This window comes from Erwinia sp. B116, from assembly GCF_002865965.1.
Lineage (GTDB): Bacteria > Pseudomonadota > Gammaproteobacteria > Enterobacterales > Enterobacteriaceae > Erwinia.
The window spans coordinates 1-20,338 of record NZ_JRZZ01000016.1 but is presented as its reverse complement, the minus strand read 5'-3'; the positions used below and the strand labels follow the sequence as shown (position 1 = coordinate 20,338).

Here is a 20,338-nt window from a genome sequence, read left to right as displayed (position 1 = left end):
GGGATCCCTTCACCGGCCGCCTGTCTGCAACGGAAAGGCGGCCGGCTGGAACGGTTGACGTTAAGCTGCGCGCGCTGGGGCACAGGTTACCGTGCCCCTTTTTTTTATACTTTTGGTGCCACGCCATACTGGCGGAAAAAGGCCAGCATGCGCTGCCAGCCATCCTGGGCGGATTCGGCGTGATAGCTCGGGCGATAGTCGGCGTTAAACGCGTGTCCCGCGTCCGGATAAACGATGATTTCTGCTTTGGCATTAGCCGCCCGCACCGCCTGGCGCATGGTATCGACCGTCTCCTGAGGAATACCATCATCCTGGCCGCCGTAGAGGCCGAGCACCGGGGCATTCAGATTAACGGCGATATCGACCGGATGTTTCGGCTGTTTTAAGGTTTTCTCCCCCACCAGTTTACCGTACCAGGCAACCGCGGCTTTCAGCTGCGGGTTGTGTGCGGCATACAGCCAGCTGATGCGCCCGCCCCAGCAGAACCCGGTCACGGCCATATTGCGCATATCGCCGCCGTGGCGCGCCGCCCAGTTGGCCACGTGATCAAGGTCGGCCAGCACCTGGCTGTCCGGCACTTTGCTGACCAGCTCTTTCAGCAGGGTCGGGATGTCGTCGTAATCGCTGGCGTCGCCCTGACGGAAATAGAGCTCGGGTGCCACGGCCAGATAGCCGGCCTGTGCCAGGCGGCGACAGATATCGCGGATATGTTCATGTACGCCGAAGATCTCCTGCACTACCAGGATCACCGGTAACGGCTCTTCCGCCTGGCGCGGCCGGGCAAAAAACGCCGGCATATTTTCGCCCTGGGTCGGCACCGAGGTTTCGCCGCAGGTGATATCCGCGCTGTCGGTGATCAGGGTGGTGGGGGCGGTCGCACCGGCCGCCGGGGCGAAGCCCGTGGTGCTGCGATCTTGAGTCGTGTTATCGTCGGTTTTCATTGTCCTCTCCGTGCGTGCACTAAAGCCGTCAGCTAAATATAGCCAGGAATGCGCCGGGGCCGCTCACCGCGCCCTATCTCTTTAACATCAGACCCGGCTCTGCCATAGCGCGGGTTGTGACATATTCAGCCGGTTCAGTGTTTATTTGTGAATCAGATCACCTTTTATAACTCTTGAAATGTAACTTTCATTTTAAGAGTGGATGTTTATCACATAAAAGTGTGCGACTTTTACGTAGAGTAGTCTTTAGTTAACTAATCCCGCTTTCCGCGACAGGAGTTTGAAATGGCACAGTCTGACGTATTCCACCTTGGTTTAACGCAAGCCGACCTGCAGGGCGCGACGCTGGCGATTGTGCCCGGCGATCCAGAGCGGGTGAAGAAAATTGCCGCGCTGATGGATAACCCGGTGCATCTGGCCTCGCACCGCGAGTTCACCACCTGGCGTGCGGAACTCTCCGGCACGCCGGTGATCGTCTGCTCCACCGGTATCGGCGGTCCATCAACCTCGATTGCGGTGGAAGAGCTGGCGCAGCTGGGCATCCGCACCTTCCTGCGCGTGGGCACCACCGGTGCCATCCAGCCGGGCATCAACGTCGGCGACGTGCTGGTCACTACCGGATCGGTACGTCTGGACGGTGCCAGCCTGCACTTTGCCCCGCTGGAGTTCCCGGCGGTAGCGGACTTCGCCTGTACCACCGCGCTGGTGGCGGCCGCGCAGGCGGTCGGGGCGACGACCCACATCGGTATTACCGCGTCATCAGACACCTTCTATCCCGGTCAGGAGCGTTATGACACCTTCTCCGGACGCGTGGTCAGCCGGTTCCAGGGCTCAATGCAGGAGTGGCAGCAGATGGGCGTACTGAACTATGAGATGGAGTCGGCGACGTTGCTGACCATGTGCGCCAGCCAGGGGCTGCGTGCGGGAATGGTCGCCGGAGTGATCGTTAACCGTACCCAGCAGGAGATCCCGGATGCGGAAACCATGAAGAAAACCGAGAGTGATGCGGTGAAAATCGTGGTGGAAGCAGCCCGTCGCCTGATCTGACCCGCCTGACAACGGGCCACGTGTAATCAGGTGGCCCGCTGACGATGAACCACGTAATCTGTTTTGCTCTTCATTCTCCGCTTTATCCCGTGCCCGCTGCCGATTAGGCCTCTGATGTCATCACGCTTTTTGCGGCCTGGTGTCCATTTTACCGTTCCCTGCCGGCATGCCTGGCTTTTTGTCTGGACATTTATACAGTAGGTCACTATTTTTCCCTTGTTGGGTTTTCAGCAGGAGAAACAGAGTGGATGCATTGATGGTTATTGGCGTCTGTAGCGCCCTCGCCGGGGTGCTGGCCGGCTGGCTGATTGCCCTGTTGCGCGGCCAGCGCCAGCTGGCACAGGGTGAAACGGAACGTCGGCTGCTGATGCAGGCGGCGGAACAGGCGCAGGCGGAACGCCAGCGCCTGCACCAGCAGCTGGATGGCCAGCTTCAGCAACAGAAAGCCGCGGAGCAGGAGTTACGTCAGCTGCACGGCGGGCTGGCCGCCGCCGGTGAGAAGCTGCAGCAGCTCGACCACTGGCGCGCGGAAGCGGAGCAACTGACGCGTGAGCTGCGCAACCAGCTGGAGATCAATGCGGCCCAGGAGGCAGAGCTTCGCGAAGTGACCATCCGCCTGGAAGAGACGCGGATGGCGACAGAAGAGAAACAGCGGCTGCTGGTAAACAGCGAGACGCGGCTGAACGCGCAGTTCGAGAATCTTGCCAACCGTATTTTTGAAAACAGCGGCCGCCGGGTGGATGAACAGAACCGGCAGAGCCTGCACGGCCTGATTACGCCGCTGCGCGAGCAGCTGGAAGGGTTCCGCCGCCAGGTGCAGGAGGGCTTCGGCCAGGAAGCGCGGGAGCGGCATACGCTGGCCCATGAAATCCGCAACCTGCAGCAGCTTAACGCGCAGATGGCGCAGGAAGCGATCAACCTGACCAAAGCCCTGAAAGGCGACAACAAAACGCAGGGTAACTGGGGGGAGGTGGTGCTCAGCCGGGTGCTGGAAGCCTCCGGCCTGCGTGAAGGTCACGAGTATGAGACTCAGGTCACCGTCCAGCTGGAGCAGAACGGCCGCATGCAGCCGGACGTGATTGTCCGTCTGCCGCAGGGCAAGGACGTGGTGATTGACGCCAAGATGACGCTGGTAGCCTACGAGCGCTATTTCAACGGTGAGGATCAGGCGGAACGGGAGCTGGCGATCGCCGAGCACATCGCGGCGATCCGCAACCACCTGCGTCTGCTCAGCCGCAAGGACTATCAGCAGCTGCCGGGCCTGCGTTCGCTGGACTACGTGCTGATGTTTATTCCTGTCGAGCCGGCGTTTCTGCTGGCGATTGACCGCCAGCCGGAGCTGATTAACGAAGCGCTGAACCAGAATATTATGCTGGTCAGCCCGACCACCCTGCTGGTGGCGCTGCGCACCATCAATAACCTGTGGCGTTATGAACACCAGAGCCGTCATGCCCAGCGCATTGCCGATCGCGCCGCGCGGCTTTATGACAAAATGCGGCTGTTTGTTGATGATATGAGCAGCATCGGGCAGAACCTCGATAAGGCGCAGGACAGCTACCGCCAGGCAATGAAGAAGCTGGCGGAAGGTCGCGGTAATCTGATCGCCCAGACCGAGGGGTTTCGCCAGATGGGGGTGGAGATCAAACGGCCGATCAACCCGAGGCTGGTGGAACAGGCGCAGCCGGACGACGACGAGGCCGGGCAGGACGACGGCTGGGACGATGCGCCGGATGAGGCTGCGGCAAGCCAGTCGCCCCCTCAGCGCATTAATGAATAAGCGTGCGGCAAGTGCCTGGCCTGCCTGACTCTGGTACACTTGGCCGATATTTGATGGCAGAACAGGCAAAACCCATGGCAGATGAATCTAAGGACACCACCGATTTCGGCTATCGCACCGTAGCGAAAAGCGAGAAAGCCGATATGGTGGCGGATGTGTTCCACTCCGTTGCGGCCAAATATGATTTGATGAACGACCTGATGTCGTTCGGCATTCACCGCGTCTGGAAGCGTTTCACCATTGATTGCAGCGGCGTGCGCCGCGGCCAGCGCGTGCTGGATCTGGCGGGCGGCACGGGCGACCTGACGGCGAAATTTTCTCGTCTGGTGGGGGAATCTGGTGAAGTGGTGCTGGCCGATATCAACAGTTCAATGTTGAAAGTAGGCCGCGAGAAGCTGCGTAACCGAGGCATCATTGGCAATGTCAACTACGTGCAGGCCAACGCGGAAGCGCTGCCGTTCCCGGACAACTACTTCGACTGCATCACCATCGCCTTTGGCCTGCGTAACGTGACCGATAAAGACAAGGCGCTGGCCTCGATGTTCCGCGTGCTGAAGCCGGGTGGTCGCCTGCTGGTGCTGGAGTTCTCCAAACCCGTACTGGAGCCGCTGAGCAAAGCCTACGATGCTTACTCCTTCCATATCCTGCCGCGCATCGGTGAGATCGTTGCGAAAGACGCCGGCAGCTACCGCTACCTGGCGGAATCCATCCGTATGCACCCCGATCAGGACACCCTGAAGCAGATGATGATGGACGTTGGCTTTGAAAACACCACTTATCACAATCTGACGGGCGGCATCGTTGCGTTGCACCGTGGATTCAAGTTCTGATCGGGAATGGCTATGACACTAACGCCGCTGTTAACCGCAGGCATGGAGACGGCGCTGAATCAGGTTCTGTATCGCGATCGCGGCCTGAAAGCGGCGCGCCAGCGTCTCACCGGTAAAAGCCTGACTATCGTGCTGACCGAGCTGAAGCAGCCGCTGACCTTCGTGTTCAGCGAACAGCAGGTCGACGTGGTGGGGGAGTGGGCCGGCCCGGCCGACTGCACGGTGACCACCCGACTGACCACGCTGCCAAAGCTGCGCGACCGCCAGCAGCTGACCGCGTTGATCCGTAGCGGTGAGCTGTCCGTTGCCGGTGACCTGCAGCTGGTGCAGCAGTTCTCTGCGCTGCTCGATATGGCCGAACTCGACCCGGCGGAATATCTCGCCCCGTGGGTGGGGGATATTGCCGCCCAGGGCATTACGCGCTTTGCACAACGCGGTTTCAGCCTGGTGCGCCGTGATGTGGCCCGCAAGCAACAGTACCTGGCGCAAGCCGTGACCGAGGAGTGGCGCCTGGCGCCGGGCCAGCTTGAACTGGCCTGGTTTGCCGAAGAAGTCGACGCGCTGACCCGCTCGCTGGATGCGCTGGATGCCCGTTTCAGTAAGCTGGAGGAGCAATGACCTTTGGAGAACTTCGCCGTCTCTACCTGATTATCCGGGTGTTTCTGAGTTACGGGCTGGATGAACTGATTCCGCAAACACGCCTGACTCTGCCCCTGCGTCTGTGGCGTAAGTGCCTGTTCTGGCTGCCTAACCGCCATCATGACCTGCCGCTGGGCCAGCGTTTACGCCTGGCACTGGAGCAGCTGGGGCCGGTGTGGATCAAGTTTGGTCAGATGATGTCCACCCGCCGTGACCTGTTCCCGCCGCAGATTGCTGACCAGCTGGCGATGTTACAGGATCGCGTGGCTCCGTTTGACGGTGCCAAGGCGCTGAAGCTGATCGAGCAGTCGCTCGGTGCCCCGATTGACAGCCAGTTTGATGAGTTCGATATTGTCCCGCTGGCCTCTGCCTCTATCGCCCAGGTCCATACGGCTAAACTGAAAAAGAACGGCCGTGAAGTAGTGATTAAGGTGATCCGCCCGGACATCCTGCCGGTCATTAAAGCGGATATGCGGCTGATTTATCGGCTGGCCCGCTGGGTGCCGCGGCTGTTGCCGGACGGGCGGCGTCTGCGCCCGGTTGAGGTGGTGGCGGATTACGAGAAAACGCTGCTGGACGAGCTGAATCTGCTGCGCGAAGCCGCCAACGCTATTCAGCTGCGACGTAACTTTGACGGCAGCCGGATGCTGTACGTGCCGGAAGTTTACTCCGACTATGGCAGCGAAACCATGATGGTGATGGAGCGCATTTACGGCATTCCCATCTCTGATGTGGCAACGCTGGAGCAGCACGGGGTGAATATGAAACTGCTGGCCGAACGCGGCGTGCAGGTGTTCTTTACCCAGGTGTTCCGTGACAGCTTCTTCCACGCCGATATGCACCCGGGTAATATCTTCGTCAGCTACGATCGCCCAGAAGATCCGCAGTATATTGGTATTGACTGTGGCATCGTTGGTTCGCTGAACAAAGAAGACAAACGCTATCTGGCCGAGAACTTTATCGCCTTCTTCAACCGCGATTACCGTAAGGTGGCCGAGCTGCACGTTGACTCCGGCTGGGTGCCGCCGGATACCAACGTGGAAGACTTTGAATTCTCCATACGTACGGTCTGTGAACCGATTTTTGAGAAGCCGCTGGCTGAAATCTCCTTCGGTCATGTGTTGATGAACCTGTTTAACACCGCCCGCCGTTTCAATATGGAAGTGCAGCCGCAGCTGGTGCTACTGCAGAAAACGCTGCTCTACGTCGAGGGCGTGGGCCGCCAGCTCTACCCGCAGCTGGATCTGTGGAAAACGGCCAAGCCGTTCCTCGAGGACTGGATCAAAGATCAGATTGGTATTCCGGCGCTGGTGCGTGCGCTAAAAGATAAAGCGCCGTCATGGGCCGAAAAGCTGCCGGAGCTACCGGAGCTGTTTTATGACAGCCTGCGCCAGCACCGGCATTTGCGCCACAGCGTTGACCGGCTGGCTAATGATTTGAAAGGCGAACGCGTACGCCAGCATCAGTCCCGCTACCTGCTGGGCGTGGGTGCCACCCTGCTGCTCGGTGGTACGGCGATCCTGCTGCTGCGGCCTGAGGCGGAACTGCTGCCGGCGGTGCTGGTTGCCGCCGGACTGGTTGCCTGGCTGGTCGGCTGGCGCAAAACAAATTGATTGTCACGAAAGGTAAATCGGCACTTAATTCCGACTACTAAGGGGTTTGTGAATCGTCAGTGGTACACAGACTGTTATATACTGCGCAACTCGCATCATTTGTCGATATTCAGAGGTCATTATGGGCATTACTCTTCCGCACTTGTTAATCATCGCCGTGCTGGTGGTGCTGCTGTTTGGTACTAAGAAGCTGCGTTCGCTGGGCTCCGATCTGGGTTCGTCCATCAAGGGCTTTAAGAAAGCCATGAGTGATGAAGACGATAAGTCTAAGGACCGTTCCCAGGATGAAGACGCCGACTTCAACGCTCGCCTGGCTGAGAAACAGCCTGGTGAAGTGAAAAAAGAAGACGTTAAGAACGACAAGGTCTGATCCGTGTTCGACATAGGCTTTAGTGAACTGGTACTGGTTTTCGTGATTGGCCTGGTGGTACTGGGGCCGAAACGTCTGCCGGTAGCGGTCAGAACCGTAGTGGGTTGGATCCGCGCGATGCGCTCCCTCGCCAGCAACGTGCAAAACGAACTGGCACAGGAGCTCAAACTGCAGGAGCTGCAGGATGGCCTGAAAAAGATTGAGCAGGCCAGTATGGACAGCCTGTCGCCGGAGCTGAAAGCGTCGGTGGAAGAGCTGAAGCAGACCGCGGAATCAATGAAGCGCAGCTATCTCGGCGAGAACGAAAAAGCCGATGATGAAGCGCACACCATCCACAACCCGCTGGTGAAAAATTCGCAGGACGCCCACGATGGCGTGACCCCGGCTACCGCCGATCACCAGGCCAGCGCTCCGGCTCAGGCACCTGCCTCTGCAGTGCAGCAGGCCAGCGTACAGGCACCGGCACATGCCACGGCAACCAAGGCCAGTGCACCGGCTCAGGCACCTGCCGCCGCTGTGCCGGAGCAGACCCTTGCCACTGAGGCAACCGCAGAACCGCTGCCGCAAGCCACACTGTCGCCGCTGGCCGGGCATGATACCGCGCAGAGGCCTGACAGCGCAGTGCGGCTGTCTAAGACCGCTGAGGTTGCCCGTCCAGCTACCTCCACTCAACCGAGCGATGAACGTTAAACATGGCTGTTGAAGATACCCAACCGCTAATCAGTCATCTGATTGAGCTGCGTAAGCGCCTGCTGAACAGCATTATTGCTGTGCTGGTGATATTTCTTTGCCTGATCTACTTTGCCAACGACATTTACCAACTGGTTTCAGCACCGCTGATCAAGCAGCTGCCGGCCGGTGCCAGCATGATCGCCACCGATGTCGCTTCACCCTTTTTTACGCCGATTAAGCTGACCATTATCGTCTCGCTGTTCCTGGCCGTACCGGTGATCCTCTATCAGATCTGGGCGTTTATTGCACCGGCGCTTTACCGCCATGAGCGCAGGCTGGTGATGCCGCTGCTGTTTTCCAGTTCATTCCTATTCTATCTCGGCATGGCTTTCGCTTACTTTATCGTCTTCCCGCTGGCGTTTGGCTTCTTTGCTAAAACCGCGCCTGCAGGGGTGCAGATTGCAACCGACATCAACAATTATCTCGACTTTGTGATGACGTTGTTTTTGGCCTTTGGCGTCTCCTTTGAAGTACCGATTGCGATCGTTCTGCTGTGCTGGACCGGTGTGACCACGCCACAGGACCTGCGAGAAAAGCGGCCGTACGTGCTGGTCGGGGCTTTTGTGGTGGGGATGCTGCTGACGCCGCCGGATATCTTCTCGCAGACGCTGCTGGCGATACCGATGTACTGCCTGTTTGAAGTCGGCATCCTGTGCTCGCGTTTCTACGTCGGTAAGAACCGTCGTGAAGAGGATGAAGAGCAGGAAGACCAGCCGGATTAATGGCGGTGCCCGGCTGCTCCGGCAGAACAGACCCTTAACTAACCGCCCGTCAGGGCGGTTATCGTTTGGAAAAGACTATGTTTGATATTGGTGTAAACCTGACCAGCACCCAGTTTGCGAAAGACCGTGAACAGGTGATAAAGCGCGCCCGCGAGGCAGGCGTCACCGGCATGTTAATTACCGGTACCAACGCGCTGGAGAGCCAGCAGGCACAGAGCCTGGCACGCCAGCATCCTGACTACTGCTGGTCGACGGCGGGGGTGCATCCGCATCACGCCAGTGAATGGTCGGCAGAAACCGCCGGTACCTTAAAGCGGCTGGCGGAGAGCCCACAGGTGGTGGCGATCGGCGAGTGCGGCCTGGACTTTAACCGTAACTTCTCCGAGCCTGAGCAGCAGGCCTACGCGTTTGAGGCCCAACTGGCGCTGGCCGTCGAGCTCGGCCTGCCGGTATTCCTGCACTGTCGGGAAGCGCATGACCGTTTTGTTGAGATCCTGGCACCCTGGCTACCGCAGCTGCCAGCCGCGGTGCTGCACTGCTTTACCGGGACGCGCGCAGAGCTTGAAGCCTGCCTGGCGCTGGGGCTGTCGATCGGCATTACCGGCTGGGTCTGCGATGAGCGGCGCGGCCAGGAGCTGCGTGAACTGATGCCGCTGATCCCGGCAGAGCGGCTGTTGCTTGAGACCGATGCGCCCTGGCTGCTGCCGCGCGATATGCGTCCGCGTCCCGCTTCGCGGCGTAATGAGCCCTGCTTCCTGCCGCATATCGTGCAGCAGGTGGCGCTGTTACGGGGTGAAGAGACCAGTGAGCTGGGTGGGATCACCGCTGATAATGCGCGGCGGTTATTCCGTCTGTAGTCAGATTAGCCAGGTTCGTGTGGCTGCGGGTGAGCCGGCGGTTAAATCTTCTGGAACTGCCGGTTACCAATGCTGCGTACCACCTGCTTGTTAAGCAGGTTTAGCAGCAGCATGGAGCGGGCCTCGCCGTCTGGTTCGCTAAAGATCGCCTGTAACCCCTCAAAGGCTCCCGAGGTGATCAGCACCGTATCTCCAGGCTGCGGCAGCTCCGCATCGGGCAGGACTTCATGCAGCGGCCGATCCTGCAGCGCTTCAATCACCCCGACCGGCACCTGCGCCGGCTGATTGCCAAAGCGGATGAAATGGCTGACCCCACGCGTGGCGCTGATGGTGGTGGTATGAATAGATTCCGGGTCGAATTCAATAAACAGATAGTTAGGAAACAGAGGTTCACTGACCTCGGTGACTTTGCCGCGCACCGTTTTTTCCATCGCGATCATCGGGCTGAGGCAATGCACCGCCTGGCGCTCAAGATGCTCTTTCGCGCGTAGCAGCTGGCCTCGTTTGCAGTAAAGAAGATACCAGGATTCCATAACGTCACTTTCTAATTATCTGGACGTTCAGAATAGCAAAGTCACTAACAGAGAGATAGCGCGATCGGCGCGCCAGTCGCGGTTTTCAGGCCTTTCCCATGGTGTAAACCCGCCGTGCATTCCAGAGAGAATTGACGTCTTCTGCCGCCCGATGGGTGCACTTTTCCCTGCATTTGAGGCTGAACGGCATTATAATGGCCGCCACACTGACCGTTCTGATGGAAAGTCATGAAATACCACGACTTACGCGACTTCCTTGCCCTGCTTGAACAGCGTGGGGAATTAAAACGTATCAAACATAAGATCGATCCCGATCTGGAAATGACTGAGATTGCTGACCGCACCCTGCGTGCCGGTGGCCCGGCGCTGCTGTTCGAAAACCCAAAAGGTTATGACATGCCGGTGCTGTGTAACCTGTTTGGCACCCCTGACCGGGTGGCGCTGGGCATGGGCCAGGAAGATGTTAAAGCGTTGCGTGATGTTGGCCGGCTGCTGGCCTTCCTGAAAGAGCCGGAGCCGCCGCGCGGGTTCCGCGACTTCTTTGACAAAATGCCGCAGTGGAAGCAGGTGCTCAATATGCCGACCAAACGGCTGCGCAACGCCCCGTGTCAGGATGAGATCTGGCAGGGCGACGAGGTCGATCTGAGCCGTATCCCGGTCATGAAGTGCTGGCCTGGCGACGCCGCTCCGCTGATAACATGGGGATTGACCGTAACGCGCGGGCCGCTGAAAGAGCGCCAGAATCTGGGCATCTATCGTCAGCAGGTGATTGGCAAAAACAAGCTGATTATGCGCTGGCTCTCCCACCGCGGCGGTGCGCTGGATTTCCAGGAGTGGTGTCAGCAGCATCCCGGAGAACGCTTCCCGGTCTCCGTGGCGCTCGGGGCCGACCCGGCGACCATTCTCGGGGCGGTTACGCCGGTGCCGGACACGCTGTCAGAGTACGCTTTTGCGGGCCTGCTGCGCGGGACTAAAACCGAAGTGGTAAAATGCATCTCCAACGACCTTGAAGTGCCGGCCAGCGCGGAGATCGTGCTGGAAGGCTATATTGAGCCCGGTGAGATGGCGCCTGAAGGTCCTTATGGCGACCATACCGGCTACTATAATGAGGTGGACAGCTTCCCGGTTTTCACCATTACGCACATCACCCAACGGCGTAATGCGATTTACCACTCCACCTACACCGGCCGGCCGCCGGATGAACCGGCGGTGCTGGGCGTGGCACTGAATGAAGTTTTCGTGCCGATCTTACAGAAGCAGTTTCCGGAAATTGTCGACTTCTACCTGCCGCCGGAAGGCTGCTCATACCGGCTGGCGGTGGTGACGATCAAGAAACAGTATGCCGGGCATGCCAAACGCGTGATGATGGGCGTCTGGTCGTTCCTGCGTCAGTTTATGTACACCAAATTTGTGATTGTGTGCGACGATGATGTCAACGCACGCGACTGGAATGATGTAATCTGGGCGATCACCACACGAATGGATCCGGCAAGGGATACCGTTCTGGTTGAGAATACGCCGATTGATTACCTCGATTTCGCTTCTCCGGTGTCGGGCCTTGGCTCCAAAATGGGGCTGGACGCGACCAATAAATGGCCGGGCGAAACGCAGCGCGAATGGGGCACCCCGATCCGTAAGGATCCGGCGGTTACCGCCCGCATTGATGCTATATGGGATGAGCTGGGAATTTTAAGTGACACGCCGGCGCGCTGACGCGCCGGGTCAAATGATAATGACGACCCGACAGAGGGAACGCATGACAACCTTAAGCTGTAAAGTGACCTCGGTAGAGGCGATTACCGATACCGTATACCGAGTCCGTATGATCCCTGAAGCGGATTTTAGCTTCAAAGCCGGGCAGTACCTGATGGTGATCATGGATGAAAATGATAAGCGTCCATTCTCACTGGCCTCCACGCCGATGGAAAAAGAGATCATCGAGCTGCATATTGGTGCCTCTGAGCTGAACCTCTACGCTATGGCGGTGATGGAACGTATTCAACAGCAGCGGCAGATTACCGTGGATATTCCCCACGGTGACGCCTGGCTGCGTGAGGAGGGCGACCGTCCTCTGGTGCTGATCGCCGGCGGTACCGGTTTCTCCTACGCCCGTTCGATCCTGCTGACCGCGCTGTCCCAGCAGCCTGACCGCCATATCGCCATCTACTGGGGCGGGCGCGAGCTGAAACACCTGTATGACCTGGAAGAGCTGAACGCGCTGGCGATCAAGCATCCAAACCTGAAGGTGGTGCCGGTGGTTGAGCAGCCGGAAGCGGGTTATACCGGACGCAACGGCACCGTGCTGACGGCCGTCATGCAGGATTACGGCAGCCTGGCAGATCATGACATCTATATTGCCGGCCGTTTTGAGATGGCGAAGATTGCCCGTGAGCGTTTCTGTGCGGAACGTGGCGCGCAGGAAGCGCGGATGTTTGGCGATGCGTTTGCCTTCATCTGATCAAAAATGCCGCCCCCGATCGGGGGCGGTGTAACGCGTCTTCTGCCTGCTACGGCTTACGGACGTTCGAATACCGTCGCGATGCCCTGGCCGAGGCCGATGCACATCGTTGCCAGACCAAACTGCGCGTCGCGCCGCTCCATCAGGTTGAGCAGCGTGGTGCTGATGCGGGCACCGGAGCAGCCGAGCGGATGGCCCAGCGCAATGGCCCCCCCATTCAGGTTCACCTTCTCTTCTGTCTTCTCCATCAGCCCGAGATCCTTTATGCACGGCAGTACCTGAGCGGCAAAGGCTTCGTTCAGTTCAAACAGGTCAATATCGTCTGCCGTCAGGCCGGCGCGTTTCAACGCCAGCTGCGACGCGGGCACCGGGCCGTAGCCCATAATCGACGGATCGCAGCCGACCACCGCCATGGCGCGGATGCGTGCCCGCGGCGTCAGGCCCAGTTCCCGGGCGCGTGACTCGCTCATCACCAGCATCGCCGCCGCGCCGTCGGACAGCGCCGAGCTGCTGCCCGCCGTGACGCTGCCGTTAACCGGATCGAACGCCGGACGCAGCGCCGCCAGACTTTCCAGACGGGTATCCGGGCGGATCACTTCGTCACGGTCATAGCAGGTCAGCCCACCGTCGGCATTGTGTCCGTTAGTGGCGACAATCTCGCTGGCGAAATGCCCGGCTTCGGTGGCGGCCCAGGCCCGCTGGTGCGAACGTGCGGCAAAGCGATCCTGCATTTCACGGCTGATGCCGTGCATGCGGGCCAGCATTTCAGCGGTCAGACCCATCATCCCCGCCGCTTTCGCCACGCTGCGCCCCAGCCCCGGGTGGAAATCCACCCCATGGTTCATCGGCACATGGCCCATATGCTCTACGCCGCCGATCAGGCAGGCACGCGCATCGCCGACCATAATGGCGCGGGCGGCGTCATGCAGCGCCTGCATAGAGGAACCGCACAGGCGATTCACCGTGGTGGCCGGCACCCGGTGGGGGATGTCGGCCAGCAGCGCCGCGTTGCGGGCAATGTTAAACCCCTGCTCCAGCGTCTGCTGAACGCAGCCCCAGTAAATATCATCCAGTTCGGCGGCCGCCAGCGCCGGATTACGCAACAGCAGGCTGCGCATCAGGTGGGCGGAAAGATCCTCGGCCCGCACGTGGCGGAAGGCACCACCTTTAGAGCGGCCCATCGGCGTGCGGATGGCATCAACAATTACGACATTTTCCATATTGCGCTCCTCACGCCGTTTTCAGAATGGCATCACCCGCTGGGGTGGCCTGTGGGTACCAGCTTGCGGCACTGGCGGCTTTGTCGGCCAGGCTCTGCGGGATGTGATACAGCGGACCCAGTGCGTGGAAGGCTTCTGCCTCTGCCACCACGCGGTCGCTGCCCAGCGTATCCAGATAGCGGAACACGCCACCACGGAATGGCGGGAAGCCTAGCCCGTAAACCAGCGCCATATCGGCTTCTGCCACGCTGGCGATGATGCCTTCTTCCAGGCAACGCACCACTTCGTTGATCATCGGGATCATCATTCGGCTGACGATCTCCTCGTCGCTAAAGGATCGTACAGATGCCACCACTGTTTGCAGCAGCATATCGATTCCGTCGTCAGCGACCTTCTTCGTTTTACCCTTTGCATCGGTTTCCCAGCGCCAGAAGCCGAGCTGGTTCTTCTGGCCGTAACGCCCGGCATCAAACAGCACGTCGATGGCATCGCGATCGGTTTTCTTCATTCGAGCCGGGAAACCATCGGCCATCACCTGCTGGGCGTGATGCGCGGTATCAATCCCTACCACGTCCAGCAGCCACGACGGCCCCATCGGCCAGCCGAAGCGTTTTTCCATTACCCGGTCGATCTGGCGAAAATCCGCTCCGTCCCGCAGCAGCAGGCTGAATGCGGCAAAGTAGGGGAACAGCACCCGGTTCACGAAGAAGCCGGGGCAGTCATTGACTACGATCGGGGTTTTTCCCATCTGGCTGGCCCACGCCACCACGGTGGCGATGGTCCTGTCGGCGGTTTTACTGCCGCGGATCACCTCCACCAGTGGCATACGCGGTACCGGATTGAAAAAGTGCATGCCGCAGAAATTTTCCGGACGCTGCAGTGAACCGGCCAGCAGGCTGATGGGAATGGTGGAGGTGTTGGACGCCAGAATCGCGTCCTGGCGCAGCTGTGCCTCAGTCTCCTGCAGCACCGCCGCTTTGATTTTCGGGTTCTCCACCACCGCCTCCACCACCACGTCCACCCGGTCGAAACCGGCGTAGTTCAGCGTCGGCTGAATGGCTCCGATCACGCTGGCCAGCTTCAGGCCGTCGATGCGGCCGCGCTCCAGCTGTTTAGTCGACAGCTTCGCGGCTTCACCCATGCCCAGCGCCAGCGCTTTCTCACTGATGTCCTTCATCAGCACCGGTACGCCTTTCCAGGCAGACTGCCAGGCGATACCGCCCCCCATAATGCCGGCACCGAGCACGGCAGCACGTTGTGGCACCACCACGTCACGGGTCAGCTGGCGGGCTTTAGCTTTCAGCGCCTGCTCGTTAAGGAAGATGCCTACCAGTGCACGTGCCTCTGGTGAACGCGCCAGCGGGACAAACGCCGCCGTTTCCAGCGCCAGCGCCTGTTCACGCCCCATACCGGCGGCAGCCTCAATGGTTTTCACCGCGGTAAGCGGGGCGGGGTAGTGTTTACCGGCGGTTTGCTGCACCATCGCTTTGGCGGTGGTAAAGCTCATCGCCGCCTCAATTCTGCTCAGTTTCAGCGGCTGCAGTTTACACTGCCGCTTTTCACGCCACGCCTGCCTGCCGTCGATCGCTTCGTTCAGTAGCGCGATTGCCGCCGTCTGCAGCTTCTCTGGTGCGACGATGGCATCGATCAGCCCGATTTTTAGCGCCTGTGGCGCATCGACATCTTTTCCGGCGGCGATAATCTCCAGCGCGCCGTCGGCACCCAGCAGACGGGGCAGGCGCACCGAACCGCCAAAGCCGGGCATGATCCCAAGCCGGGTTTCCGGCAGGCCGATGCGCAGGTCGGCGCTGGCGATACGGTAGTCGGTCGCCAGCACGCACTCGCAGCCGCCGCCCAGCGCATAGCCGCTGATGGCCGAGACGGTCGGCACCGGCAGGTCTTCCAGTCGGTTGAAGATGCTGTTGGCGAAGCCCAGCCAGTCGGTCAGTTTTTGCGCCGGTGCGGCGAACAGCGAGAGAAATTCGGTAATGTCGGCCCCGACGATAAAGGCGGGTTTGGCCGAGCGCAGCAGCAGGCCGCGCAGCGCCGGCTGCTGCTCCAGCACGGCAATCGCCTCGCCGAGGCTGGCAACGGTGCGGGTATCAAGCTTATTCACTGAACCGGGGGCATCAAAAACCAGCTCGGCGATGCCGTCCGCCAGCCAGTTGAGGGTAAGTGTTTCGCCTTGGTAGAGCATGTCTGTCTCCTGAGCCACGATGGAATGAACTGGTCATACCAGATGTCAATCAGTGTGGGAGCTATGTTAAATATTTGCAAACAGCACTTTGCTTATTTGCAAACAAGATCACAGCCACCGCATAACGCCATCCCTTCCGAGGCTGTGCTAAAATGCCCTCAATTTCGCCAACACGGAGACAGGATGATGGAATCGCTGGTCACGCTCTATCAGGAGCATGTTAAAACGCTGCAGCAGCGCGCGCAGCAGGTGCTGGCGCGTCATAAGCTTGATGCGATGTTGATCCATTCCGGGGAGCTGCTGACGGTCTTCCTTGACGATCATACCTACCCGTTTAAGGTCAACCCGCAGTTTAAAGCCTGGGTGCCGGTGACCAGCGTGCCGAACTGCTGGTTATGGGTGGACGGTGTGAATAAGCCGAAACTGTGGTTCTACTCTCCGGTGGACTACTGGCATAACGTTGAGCCATTACCCCGCAGCTTCTGGACCGATGAGATTGAGGTGGTCGGGCTGAAGAGTGTGGATGAGATCGCGCAGCTGCTGCCGGCCAGCCGACAGAACGTCGCCTACATCGGGCCGGTACCCTCACGCGCCAGCGCGCTGGGCTTCAGCAGCGGACAGATCAACCCACAGGGGGTGATCGACTATCTGCACTATCATCGCGCTTACAAAACTCACTACGAGCTGTACTGCCTGCGTCAGGCGCAGAAAATTGCGGTTAACGGCCATCGCGCGGCTAAAGAGGCGTTTTTGTCGGGGCTGAGCGAGTTCGATATCAATCATGCCTATCTCAGCGCCACCGGGCACCGTGATACTGACGTCCCTTACGGCAATATTATTGCTCTCAACGAGCACGCCGCCGTGCTGCACTACACCAGACTCGATCATCAGCCGCCGGAAAAACGTCGCAGTTTTCTGATTGATGCGGGTGCTGAGTATCACGGTTACGCGGCGGACCTGACCCGCAGCTATGCCGCCAGCGAGGGCAGCGACTACGCGCAGCTGGTAAAAGACATGAATACGGAAGAGCTGGCGCTGGTGGGCACCCTGAAAGCCGGCGTGCGCTATACCGACTATCACCAGCAGATGCACTTTCGTCTGGCCAGCCTGCTGCTGAAGCATCAGCTGGTGAAGAACATCAGCGCAGAAGCGATGGTTAAAGAAGATCTGACCGGGCCGTTTATGCCGCACGGCATCGGTCATCCGCTAGGCCTGCAGGTCCATGACGTCGCCGGCTTTATGCAGGACGAGGGCGGTACGCATCTTCCCGCACCTCAGCAGTACCCGTATCTGCGCTGCACCCGTATGCTCGAACCGCGTATGGTGCTGACCATTGAACCCGGCATCTATTTCATCGATTCCCTGCTGGCACCGTGGCGGGCGGGCAAGTTCAGCCACCATTTCGACTGGGCAAAAATTGACGCGCTTAAGCCGTATGGCGGCATCCGCATCGAGGATAACGTGGTTATCCATGCCGGCAGCATCGAAAATATGACCCGCGACCTGCATCTCGCCTGATGGATGCCTGGGATATTCCGGCTGAGTCGTTCAGCTTCAGCGAGGAGATTAAGAAAAGCCGCTTTATCACCCTGCTGGCCCACACCGATGGCGTCGAGGCGGCGCGGGCGTTTGTTCAGCAGGTAAAACTGGCGCACCCGACGGCGCGCCATCACTGCTGGGCGTGGGTAGCGGGCGCGCCGGACGACTCACAGCAGCTCGGCTTCTCCGACGACGGTGAACCTTCCGGTACGGCGGGCAAGCCGATGCTGGCGCAGTTGATGGGCAGTCAGATTGGTGAGATCGCGGCGGTGGTAGTGCGTTACTATGGCGGCATTCAGTTGGGAACCGGCGGGCTGGTGAAAGCCTATGGCGGTGGCGTCCAGCAGGCGTTGCGGGCGTTACCGCGTCGGGTGAAGGTGCCGATGCTGCCGTTTCGGGTGATCTGCGACTATGCCCAGCTGGCTGACGTTGAGCGGCTGGCCAGCCGGTTTGACGGACAGATCGTCAGCAGTGAATTTCTGCACAATGTCATCGTCACGCTGGCGCTGCCGCAGGCCCGGGTAGCAGGCTTCAGGCAAAACTTGTCGGATATGAGCCGGGGCGCGTTACAACTCCTCCCGCTTGATTAATCGTTTATTGTAGGAAAGGAACGGCAGCATGCATCTTCGTGCCATTACCCGCATCGTGGGTTTACTGGTTATTTTATTCTCCGGCACGATGATCGTGCCCGGGCTGGTCGCGCTGATTTACCGTGACGGGGCCGGACGGGCATTCACCCAGACCTTCTTTATGGCGCTGATGATCGGCACGCTGTTATGGTGGCCGAACCGCAAGCAGAAGCGCGAGCTGAAGCCGCGGGAAGGATTTCTGATCGTGGTGCTGTTCTGGACGGTGCTGGGCAGCGTGGGGGCGATGCCGTTTATTTTTGCCGAACAGCCGAACCTCTCGCTGACCGATGCCTTCTTTGAGTCATTCTCCGGGCTGACCACCACCGGGGCGACTACGCTGGTGGGGCTGGATTCACTGCCCAAAGCGATTCTGTTTTACCGACAGATGCTGCAGTGGCTGGGCGGCATGGGGATCATCGTGCTGGCGGTAGCGATTTTGCCTATTCTGGGGGTCGGGGGCATGCAGCTCTATCGTGCTGAAATGCCCGGGCCGCTGAAGGATAATAAAATGCGGCCGCGTATCGCCGAAACCGCCAAGACGCTGTGGCTAATCTACGTTTTACTCACCGTTGCCTGCGCGGTCTCGCTCTGGGTGGCGGGTATGTCACTGTTTGATGCGATCGGCCACAGCTTTGCCACCATCGCCATCGGTGGCTTTTCAACCCATGATGCCAGCATCGGCTATTTTAACAGCCCGACGATTAACACTATCATCGCCATCTTCCTGCTGATCTCCGGCTGTAACTACGGTCTGCACTTCTCATTACTTAGCGGGCGTAATCTGCGCGTCTACTGGCGGGACCCGGAATTCCGCATGTTTATTGGCGTGCAGCTGACGCTGGTAATCGTCTGTACCCTGGTGCTTTATTTCCATGACGTCTATAAAACGGGGATGCAGACGCTGAACCAGGCGTTTTTCCAGGTGGTGTCGATGGCGACCACTGCCGGCTTCACCACCGACAGTATCGCCAACTGGCCGCTGTTCCTGCCGGTGCTGCTGCTCTGCTCGGCGTTTATCGGCGGTTGTGCCGGTTCCACCGGCGGTGGATTGAAGGTGATCCGCATTCTGCTGCTGTTCAAGCAGGGTTCCCGCGAACTGAAAAGGTTGGTTCACCCCAATGCCGTCTATACCATCAAGCTTGGTACCCGTGCGTTGCCAGAGCGTATTCTTGAAGCCGTATGGGGATTCTTCTCCGCCTACGCGCTGGTGTTTATTCTGAGTATGCTGGCGATCATTGCTACCGGCGTGGATGACTTCTCTGCCTTTGCGGCGGTGGTGGCCACGCTGAACAATCTCGGGCCGGGCCTGGGCGTAGTGGCCGACAACTTTACCTCGATGAACGATGCAGCCAAGTGGATCCTGATTTTAACGATGCTTTTCGGGCGTCTTGAAGTCTTTACCCTGTTAGTGTTGTTTACGCCGACCTTCTGGCGTGAATAAGTGAGAGTGAAATGATGAAAGCGTTAATCCTCTATTCCAGCCGTGACGGCCAGACCCGTGAGATCGCCACCTGTATTGCCAGCGCGCTTAAACAGCAGCAGGAGTGTGACGTGGTTAATCTGCATCATATGCAGCAGCCCGACTGGGCGCAGTACGACCGGGTGCTGATCGGTGCTTCCATTCGCTACGGCCATTTTCAGCCGCAGGTTGAGAAGTTTGTCAAAATGCACGGTAATGAACTGCAGGCTCGGGTAAGCGGCTTCTTTTCCGTAAACCTCACCGCGCGTAAAGCAGAGAAGCGTACGCCGCAGACCAATCCTTATACCCGCAAGTTTCTGCTGCGCTCACCCTGGGAACCTGACTGCTGCGCCGTTTTTGCCGGTGCGCTGCGTTATCCACGCTATGGACTGTTTGACCGGGTAATGATTCAGCTGATTATGCGAATGACCGGCGGTGAAACGGATAGCAGTAAAGAAGTAGAGTACACGGACTGGGAACAGGTGACCCGTTTTGCCCAGGAATTTGCTGATTTACCGAGCAAATAGCGGTGAAAACAGACGCTTCGTTGAAAAAAAACGCTGTCAGCGTTTTTTTTTAAATAAACACTTGTCACCCGTCGGGAACTCCCTATAATGCGCATCCATCGACACGGAACAACGGCTTACAGGCCAGCGTGTTGAAAGGTTCAGGAAGTTCTGAACCGCCGGAAAAAACTTCTTAAAAAGAAGTTGACTCCGAAGGAGGAAAGCGTAATATACGCCACCTCGCAACAGGAAGCTTCGGCACTGATTGC

General features: G+C 59.0%; 18 protein-coding genes and 1 pseudogene. 15 read left to right on the top strand and 4 right to left on the bottom strand.

All coding sequences use genetic code 11. The annotated features are described in order from the left end of the window. Positions 1 to 104 precede the first annotated feature (104 nt). The gene (locus tag NV64_RS12660; protein ID WP_101506055.1) at positions 105 to 941 is read right to left on the bottom strand and encodes a dienelactone hydrolase family protein; all 837 of its coding nucleotides are present in this window, start codon (positions 939 to 941) and stop codon (positions 105 to 107) included. 285 nt (positions 942 to 1,226) lie between these two features. On the opposite strand from NV64_RS12660, the gene udp reads away from it, so the two are divergent. The 9 genes and pseudogenes from udp (at position 1,227) to tatD (ending at position 9,528) form a co-directional block, all read left to right on the top strand. Next, positions 1,227 to 1,988, top strand: coding sequence for a uridine phosphorylase (gene udp / locus NV64_RS12655; protein ID WP_101506054.1), 762 nt, complete (start codon positions 1,227 to 1,229; stop codon positions 1,986 to 1,988). Positions 1,989 to 2,244: 256 nt separating this feature from the next. Then, positions 2,245 to 3,765, top strand: a complete 1,521-nt coding sequence (rmuC, locus tag NV64_RS12650) for a DNA recombination protein RmuC (protein ID WP_101506053.1) — start codon at positions 2,245 to 2,247, stop codon at positions 3,763 to 3,765. 74 nt (positions 3,766 to 3,839) lie between these two features. Further along, a complete protein-coding gene (gene ubiE / locus NV64_RS12645) occupies positions 3,840 to 4,595 on the top strand; it encodes a bifunctional demethylmenaquinone methyltransferase/2-methoxy-6-polyprenyl-1,4-benzoquinol methylase UbiE (protein ID WP_101506052.1) in 756 nt (251 codons plus the stop codon). Positions 4,596 to 4,607: 12 nt separating this feature from the next. Next, complete coding sequence (locus NV64_RS12640; protein WP_056234818.1) at positions 4,608 to 5,213, top strand: SCP2 domain-containing protein; 606 nt, start codon at positions 4,608 to 4,610, stop codon at positions 5,211 to 5,213. Beyond that, positions 5,210 to 6,847 (top strand): ubiquinone biosynthesis regulatory protein kinase UbiB, encoded by a 1,638-nt coding sequence (ubiB, locus tag NV64_RS12635; RefSeq protein ID WP_056234822.1) that lies wholly within the window; start codon positions 5,210 to 5,212, stop codon positions 6,845 to 6,847. The genes NV64_RS12640 and ubiB overlap by 4 nt, the downstream gene beginning before the upstream one ends. Positions 6,848 to 6,965: 118 nt before the next feature. Next, positions 6,966 to 7,217: a twin-arginine translocase TatA/TatE family subunit gene (gene tatA / locus NV64_RS12630; protein WP_056234825.1), complete on the top strand. Its 252-nt coding sequence runs from the start codon at positions 6,966 to 6,968 to the stop codon at positions 7,215 to 7,217. A 3-nt stretch (positions 7,218 to 7,220) separates the two neighbouring features. Then, positions 7,221 to 7,727: pseudogene (gene tatB, locus NV64_RS12625) on the top strand (Sec-independent protein translocase protein TatB); the annotation flags it as partial. A gap of 182 nt (positions 7,728 to 7,909) precedes the next feature. Next, positions 7,910 to 8,671 carry a Sec-independent protein translocase subunit TatC gene (gene tatC / locus NV64_RS12620; protein WP_056234828.1) on the top strand — a complete coding sequence of 254 codons (762 nt, stop codon included), beginning with the start codon at positions 7,910 to 7,912 and terminating at the stop codon, positions 8,669 to 8,671. Between the two features lie 77 nt (positions 8,672 to 8,748). Then, the gene (gene tatD / locus NV64_RS12615; RefSeq protein ID WP_056234831.1) at positions 8,749 to 9,528 is read left to right on the top strand and encodes a 3'-5' ssDNA/RNA exonuclease TatD; all 780 of its coding nucleotides are present in this window, start codon (positions 8,749 to 8,751) and stop codon (positions 9,526 to 9,528) included. Positions 9,529 to 9,569: 41 nt separating this feature from the next. On the opposite strand, the gene rfaH is transcribed toward tatD, so the two are convergent. Beyond that, entirely contained in the window at positions 9,570 to 10,061 is a 492-nt protein-coding gene (rfaH, locus tag NV64_RS12610) for a transcription/translation regulatory transformer protein RfaH (protein WP_056234834.1), read from the bottom strand. A gap of 228 nt (positions 10,062 to 10,289) precedes the next feature. Here rfaH and ubiD point away from each other — a divergent pair, with 228 nt between their 5' ends. After that, entirely contained in the window at positions 10,290 to 11,774 is a 1,485-nt protein-coding gene (ubiD, locus tag NV64_RS12605; RefSeq protein WP_101506050.1) for a 4-hydroxy-3-polyprenylbenzoate decarboxylase, read from the top strand. Positions 11,775 to 11,817: 43 nt separating this feature from the next. After that, entirely contained in the window at positions 11,818 to 12,519 is a 702-nt protein-coding gene (gene fre, locus NV64_RS12600) for an NAD(P)H-flavin reductase (RefSeq protein WP_056234839.1), read from the top strand. A 56-nt stretch (positions 12,520 to 12,575) separates the two neighbouring features. On the opposite strand, the gene fadA is transcribed toward fre, so the two are convergent. Then, positions 12,576 to 13,739: an acetyl-CoA C-acyltransferase FadA gene (gene fadA / locus NV64_RS12595; RefSeq protein WP_056234842.1), complete on the bottom strand. Its 1,164-nt coding sequence runs from the start codon at positions 13,737 to 13,739 to the stop codon at positions 12,576 to 12,578. Positions 13,740 to 13,749: 10 nt separating this feature from the next. After that, positions 13,750 to 15,936 carry a fatty acid oxidation complex subunit alpha FadB gene (gene fadB / locus NV64_RS12590; RefSeq protein ID WP_056234845.1) on the bottom strand — a complete coding sequence of 729 codons (2,187 nt, stop codon included), beginning with the start codon at positions 15,934 to 15,936 and terminating at the stop codon, positions 13,750 to 13,752. A 186-nt stretch (positions 15,937 to 16,122) separates the two neighbouring features. Between fadB and pepQ the strand changes: the two genes are divergently transcribed. Genes pepQ through hemG form a run of 4 tightly spaced genes read left to right on the top strand, consistent with a single transcriptional unit; the run spans position 16,123 to position 20,090 of the window. After that, positions 16,123 to 17,454 carry a Xaa-Pro dipeptidase gene (pepQ, locus tag NV64_RS12585; protein WP_101506075.1) on the top strand — a complete coding sequence of 444 codons (1,332 nt, stop codon included), beginning with the start codon at positions 16,123 to 16,125 and terminating at the stop codon, positions 17,452 to 17,454. Beyond that, positions 17,454 to 18,065: an IMPACT family protein gene (locus tag NV64_RS12580; protein ID WP_056234848.1), complete on the top strand. Its 612-nt coding sequence runs from the start codon at positions 17,454 to 17,456 to the stop codon at positions 18,063 to 18,065. The genes pepQ and NV64_RS12580 overlap by 1 nt, the downstream gene beginning before the upstream one ends. Before the next feature lie 28 nt (positions 18,066 to 18,093). Next, positions 18,094 to 19,545, top strand: a complete 1,452-nt coding sequence (gene trkH, locus NV64_RS12575) for a Trk system potassium transporter TrkH (protein WP_101506049.1) — start codon at positions 18,094 to 18,096, stop codon at positions 19,543 to 19,545. A gap of 14 nt (positions 19,546 to 19,559) precedes the next feature. Further along, complete coding sequence (hemG, locus tag NV64_RS12570) at positions 19,560 to 20,090, top strand: menaquinone-dependent protoporphyrinogen IX dehydrogenase (protein WP_056234875.1); 531 nt, start codon at positions 19,560 to 19,562, stop codon at positions 20,088 to 20,090. The last annotated feature ends 248 nt before the right edge of the window (positions 20,091 to 20,338 follow it).

Bases quoted from the DNA above. Each gene is read 5' to 3' on its own strand.
- NV64_RS12660 (WP_101506055.1), bottom strand. From the start codon at position 941: ATGAAAACCGACGATAACACGACTCAAGATCGCAGCACCACGGGCTTC.
- udp (WP_101506054.1), top strand. From the start codon at position 1,227: ATGGCACAGTCTGACGTATTCCACCTTGGTTTAACGCAAGCCGACCTG.
- rmuC (WP_101506053.1), top strand. From the start codon at position 2,245: ATGGTTATTGGCGTCTGTAGCGCCCTCGCCGGGGTGCTGGCCGGCTGG.
- ubiE (WP_101506052.1), top strand. From the start codon at position 3,840: ATGGCAGATGAATCTAAGGACACCACCGATTTCGGCTATCGCACCGTA.
- NV64_RS12640 (WP_056234818.1), top strand. From the start codon at position 4,608: ATGACACTAACGCCGCTGTTAACCGCAGGCATGGAGACGGCGCTGAAT.
- ubiB (WP_056234822.1), top strand. From the start codon at position 5,210: ATGACCTTTGGAGAACTTCGCCGTCTCTACCTGATTATCCGGGTGTTT.
- tatC (WP_056234828.1), top strand. From the start codon at position 7,910: ATGGCTGTTGAAGATACCCAACCGCTAATCAGTCATCTGATTGAGCTG.
- tatD (WP_056234831.1), top strand. From the start codon at position 8,749: ATGTTTGATATTGGTGTAAACCTGACCAGCACCCAGTTTGCGAAAGAC.
- rfaH (WP_056234834.1), bottom strand. From the start codon at position 10,061: ATGGAATCCTGGTATCTTCTTTACTGCAAACGAGGCCAGCTGCTACGC.
- ubiD (WP_101506050.1), top strand. From the start codon at position 10,290: ATGAAATACCACGACTTACGCGACTTCCTTGCCCTGCTTGAACAGCGT.
- fre (WP_056234839.1), top strand. From the start codon at position 11,818: ATGACAACCTTAAGCTGTAAAGTGACCTCGGTAGAGGCGATTACCGAT.
- fadA (WP_056234842.1), bottom strand. From the start codon at position 13,739: ATGGAAAATGTCGTAATTGTTGATGCCATCCGCACGCCGATGGGCCGC.
- fadB (WP_056234845.1), bottom strand. From the start codon at position 15,936: ATGCTCTACCAAGGCGAAACACTTACCCTCAACTGGCTGGCGGACGGC.
- pepQ (WP_101506075.1), top strand. From the start codon at position 16,123: ATGGAATCGCTGGTCACGCTCTATCAGGAGCATGTTAAAACGCTGCAG.
- NV64_RS12580 (WP_056234848.1), top strand. From the start codon at position 17,454: ATGGATGCCTGGGATATTCCGGCTGAGTCGTTCAGCTTCAGCGAGGAG.
- trkH (WP_101506049.1), top strand. From the start codon at position 18,094: ATGCATCTTCGTGCCATTACCCGCATCGTGGGTTTACTGGTTATTTTA.
- hemG (WP_056234875.1), top strand. From the start codon at position 19,560: ATGAAAGCGTTAATCCTCTATTCCAGCCGTGACGGCCAGACCCGTGAG.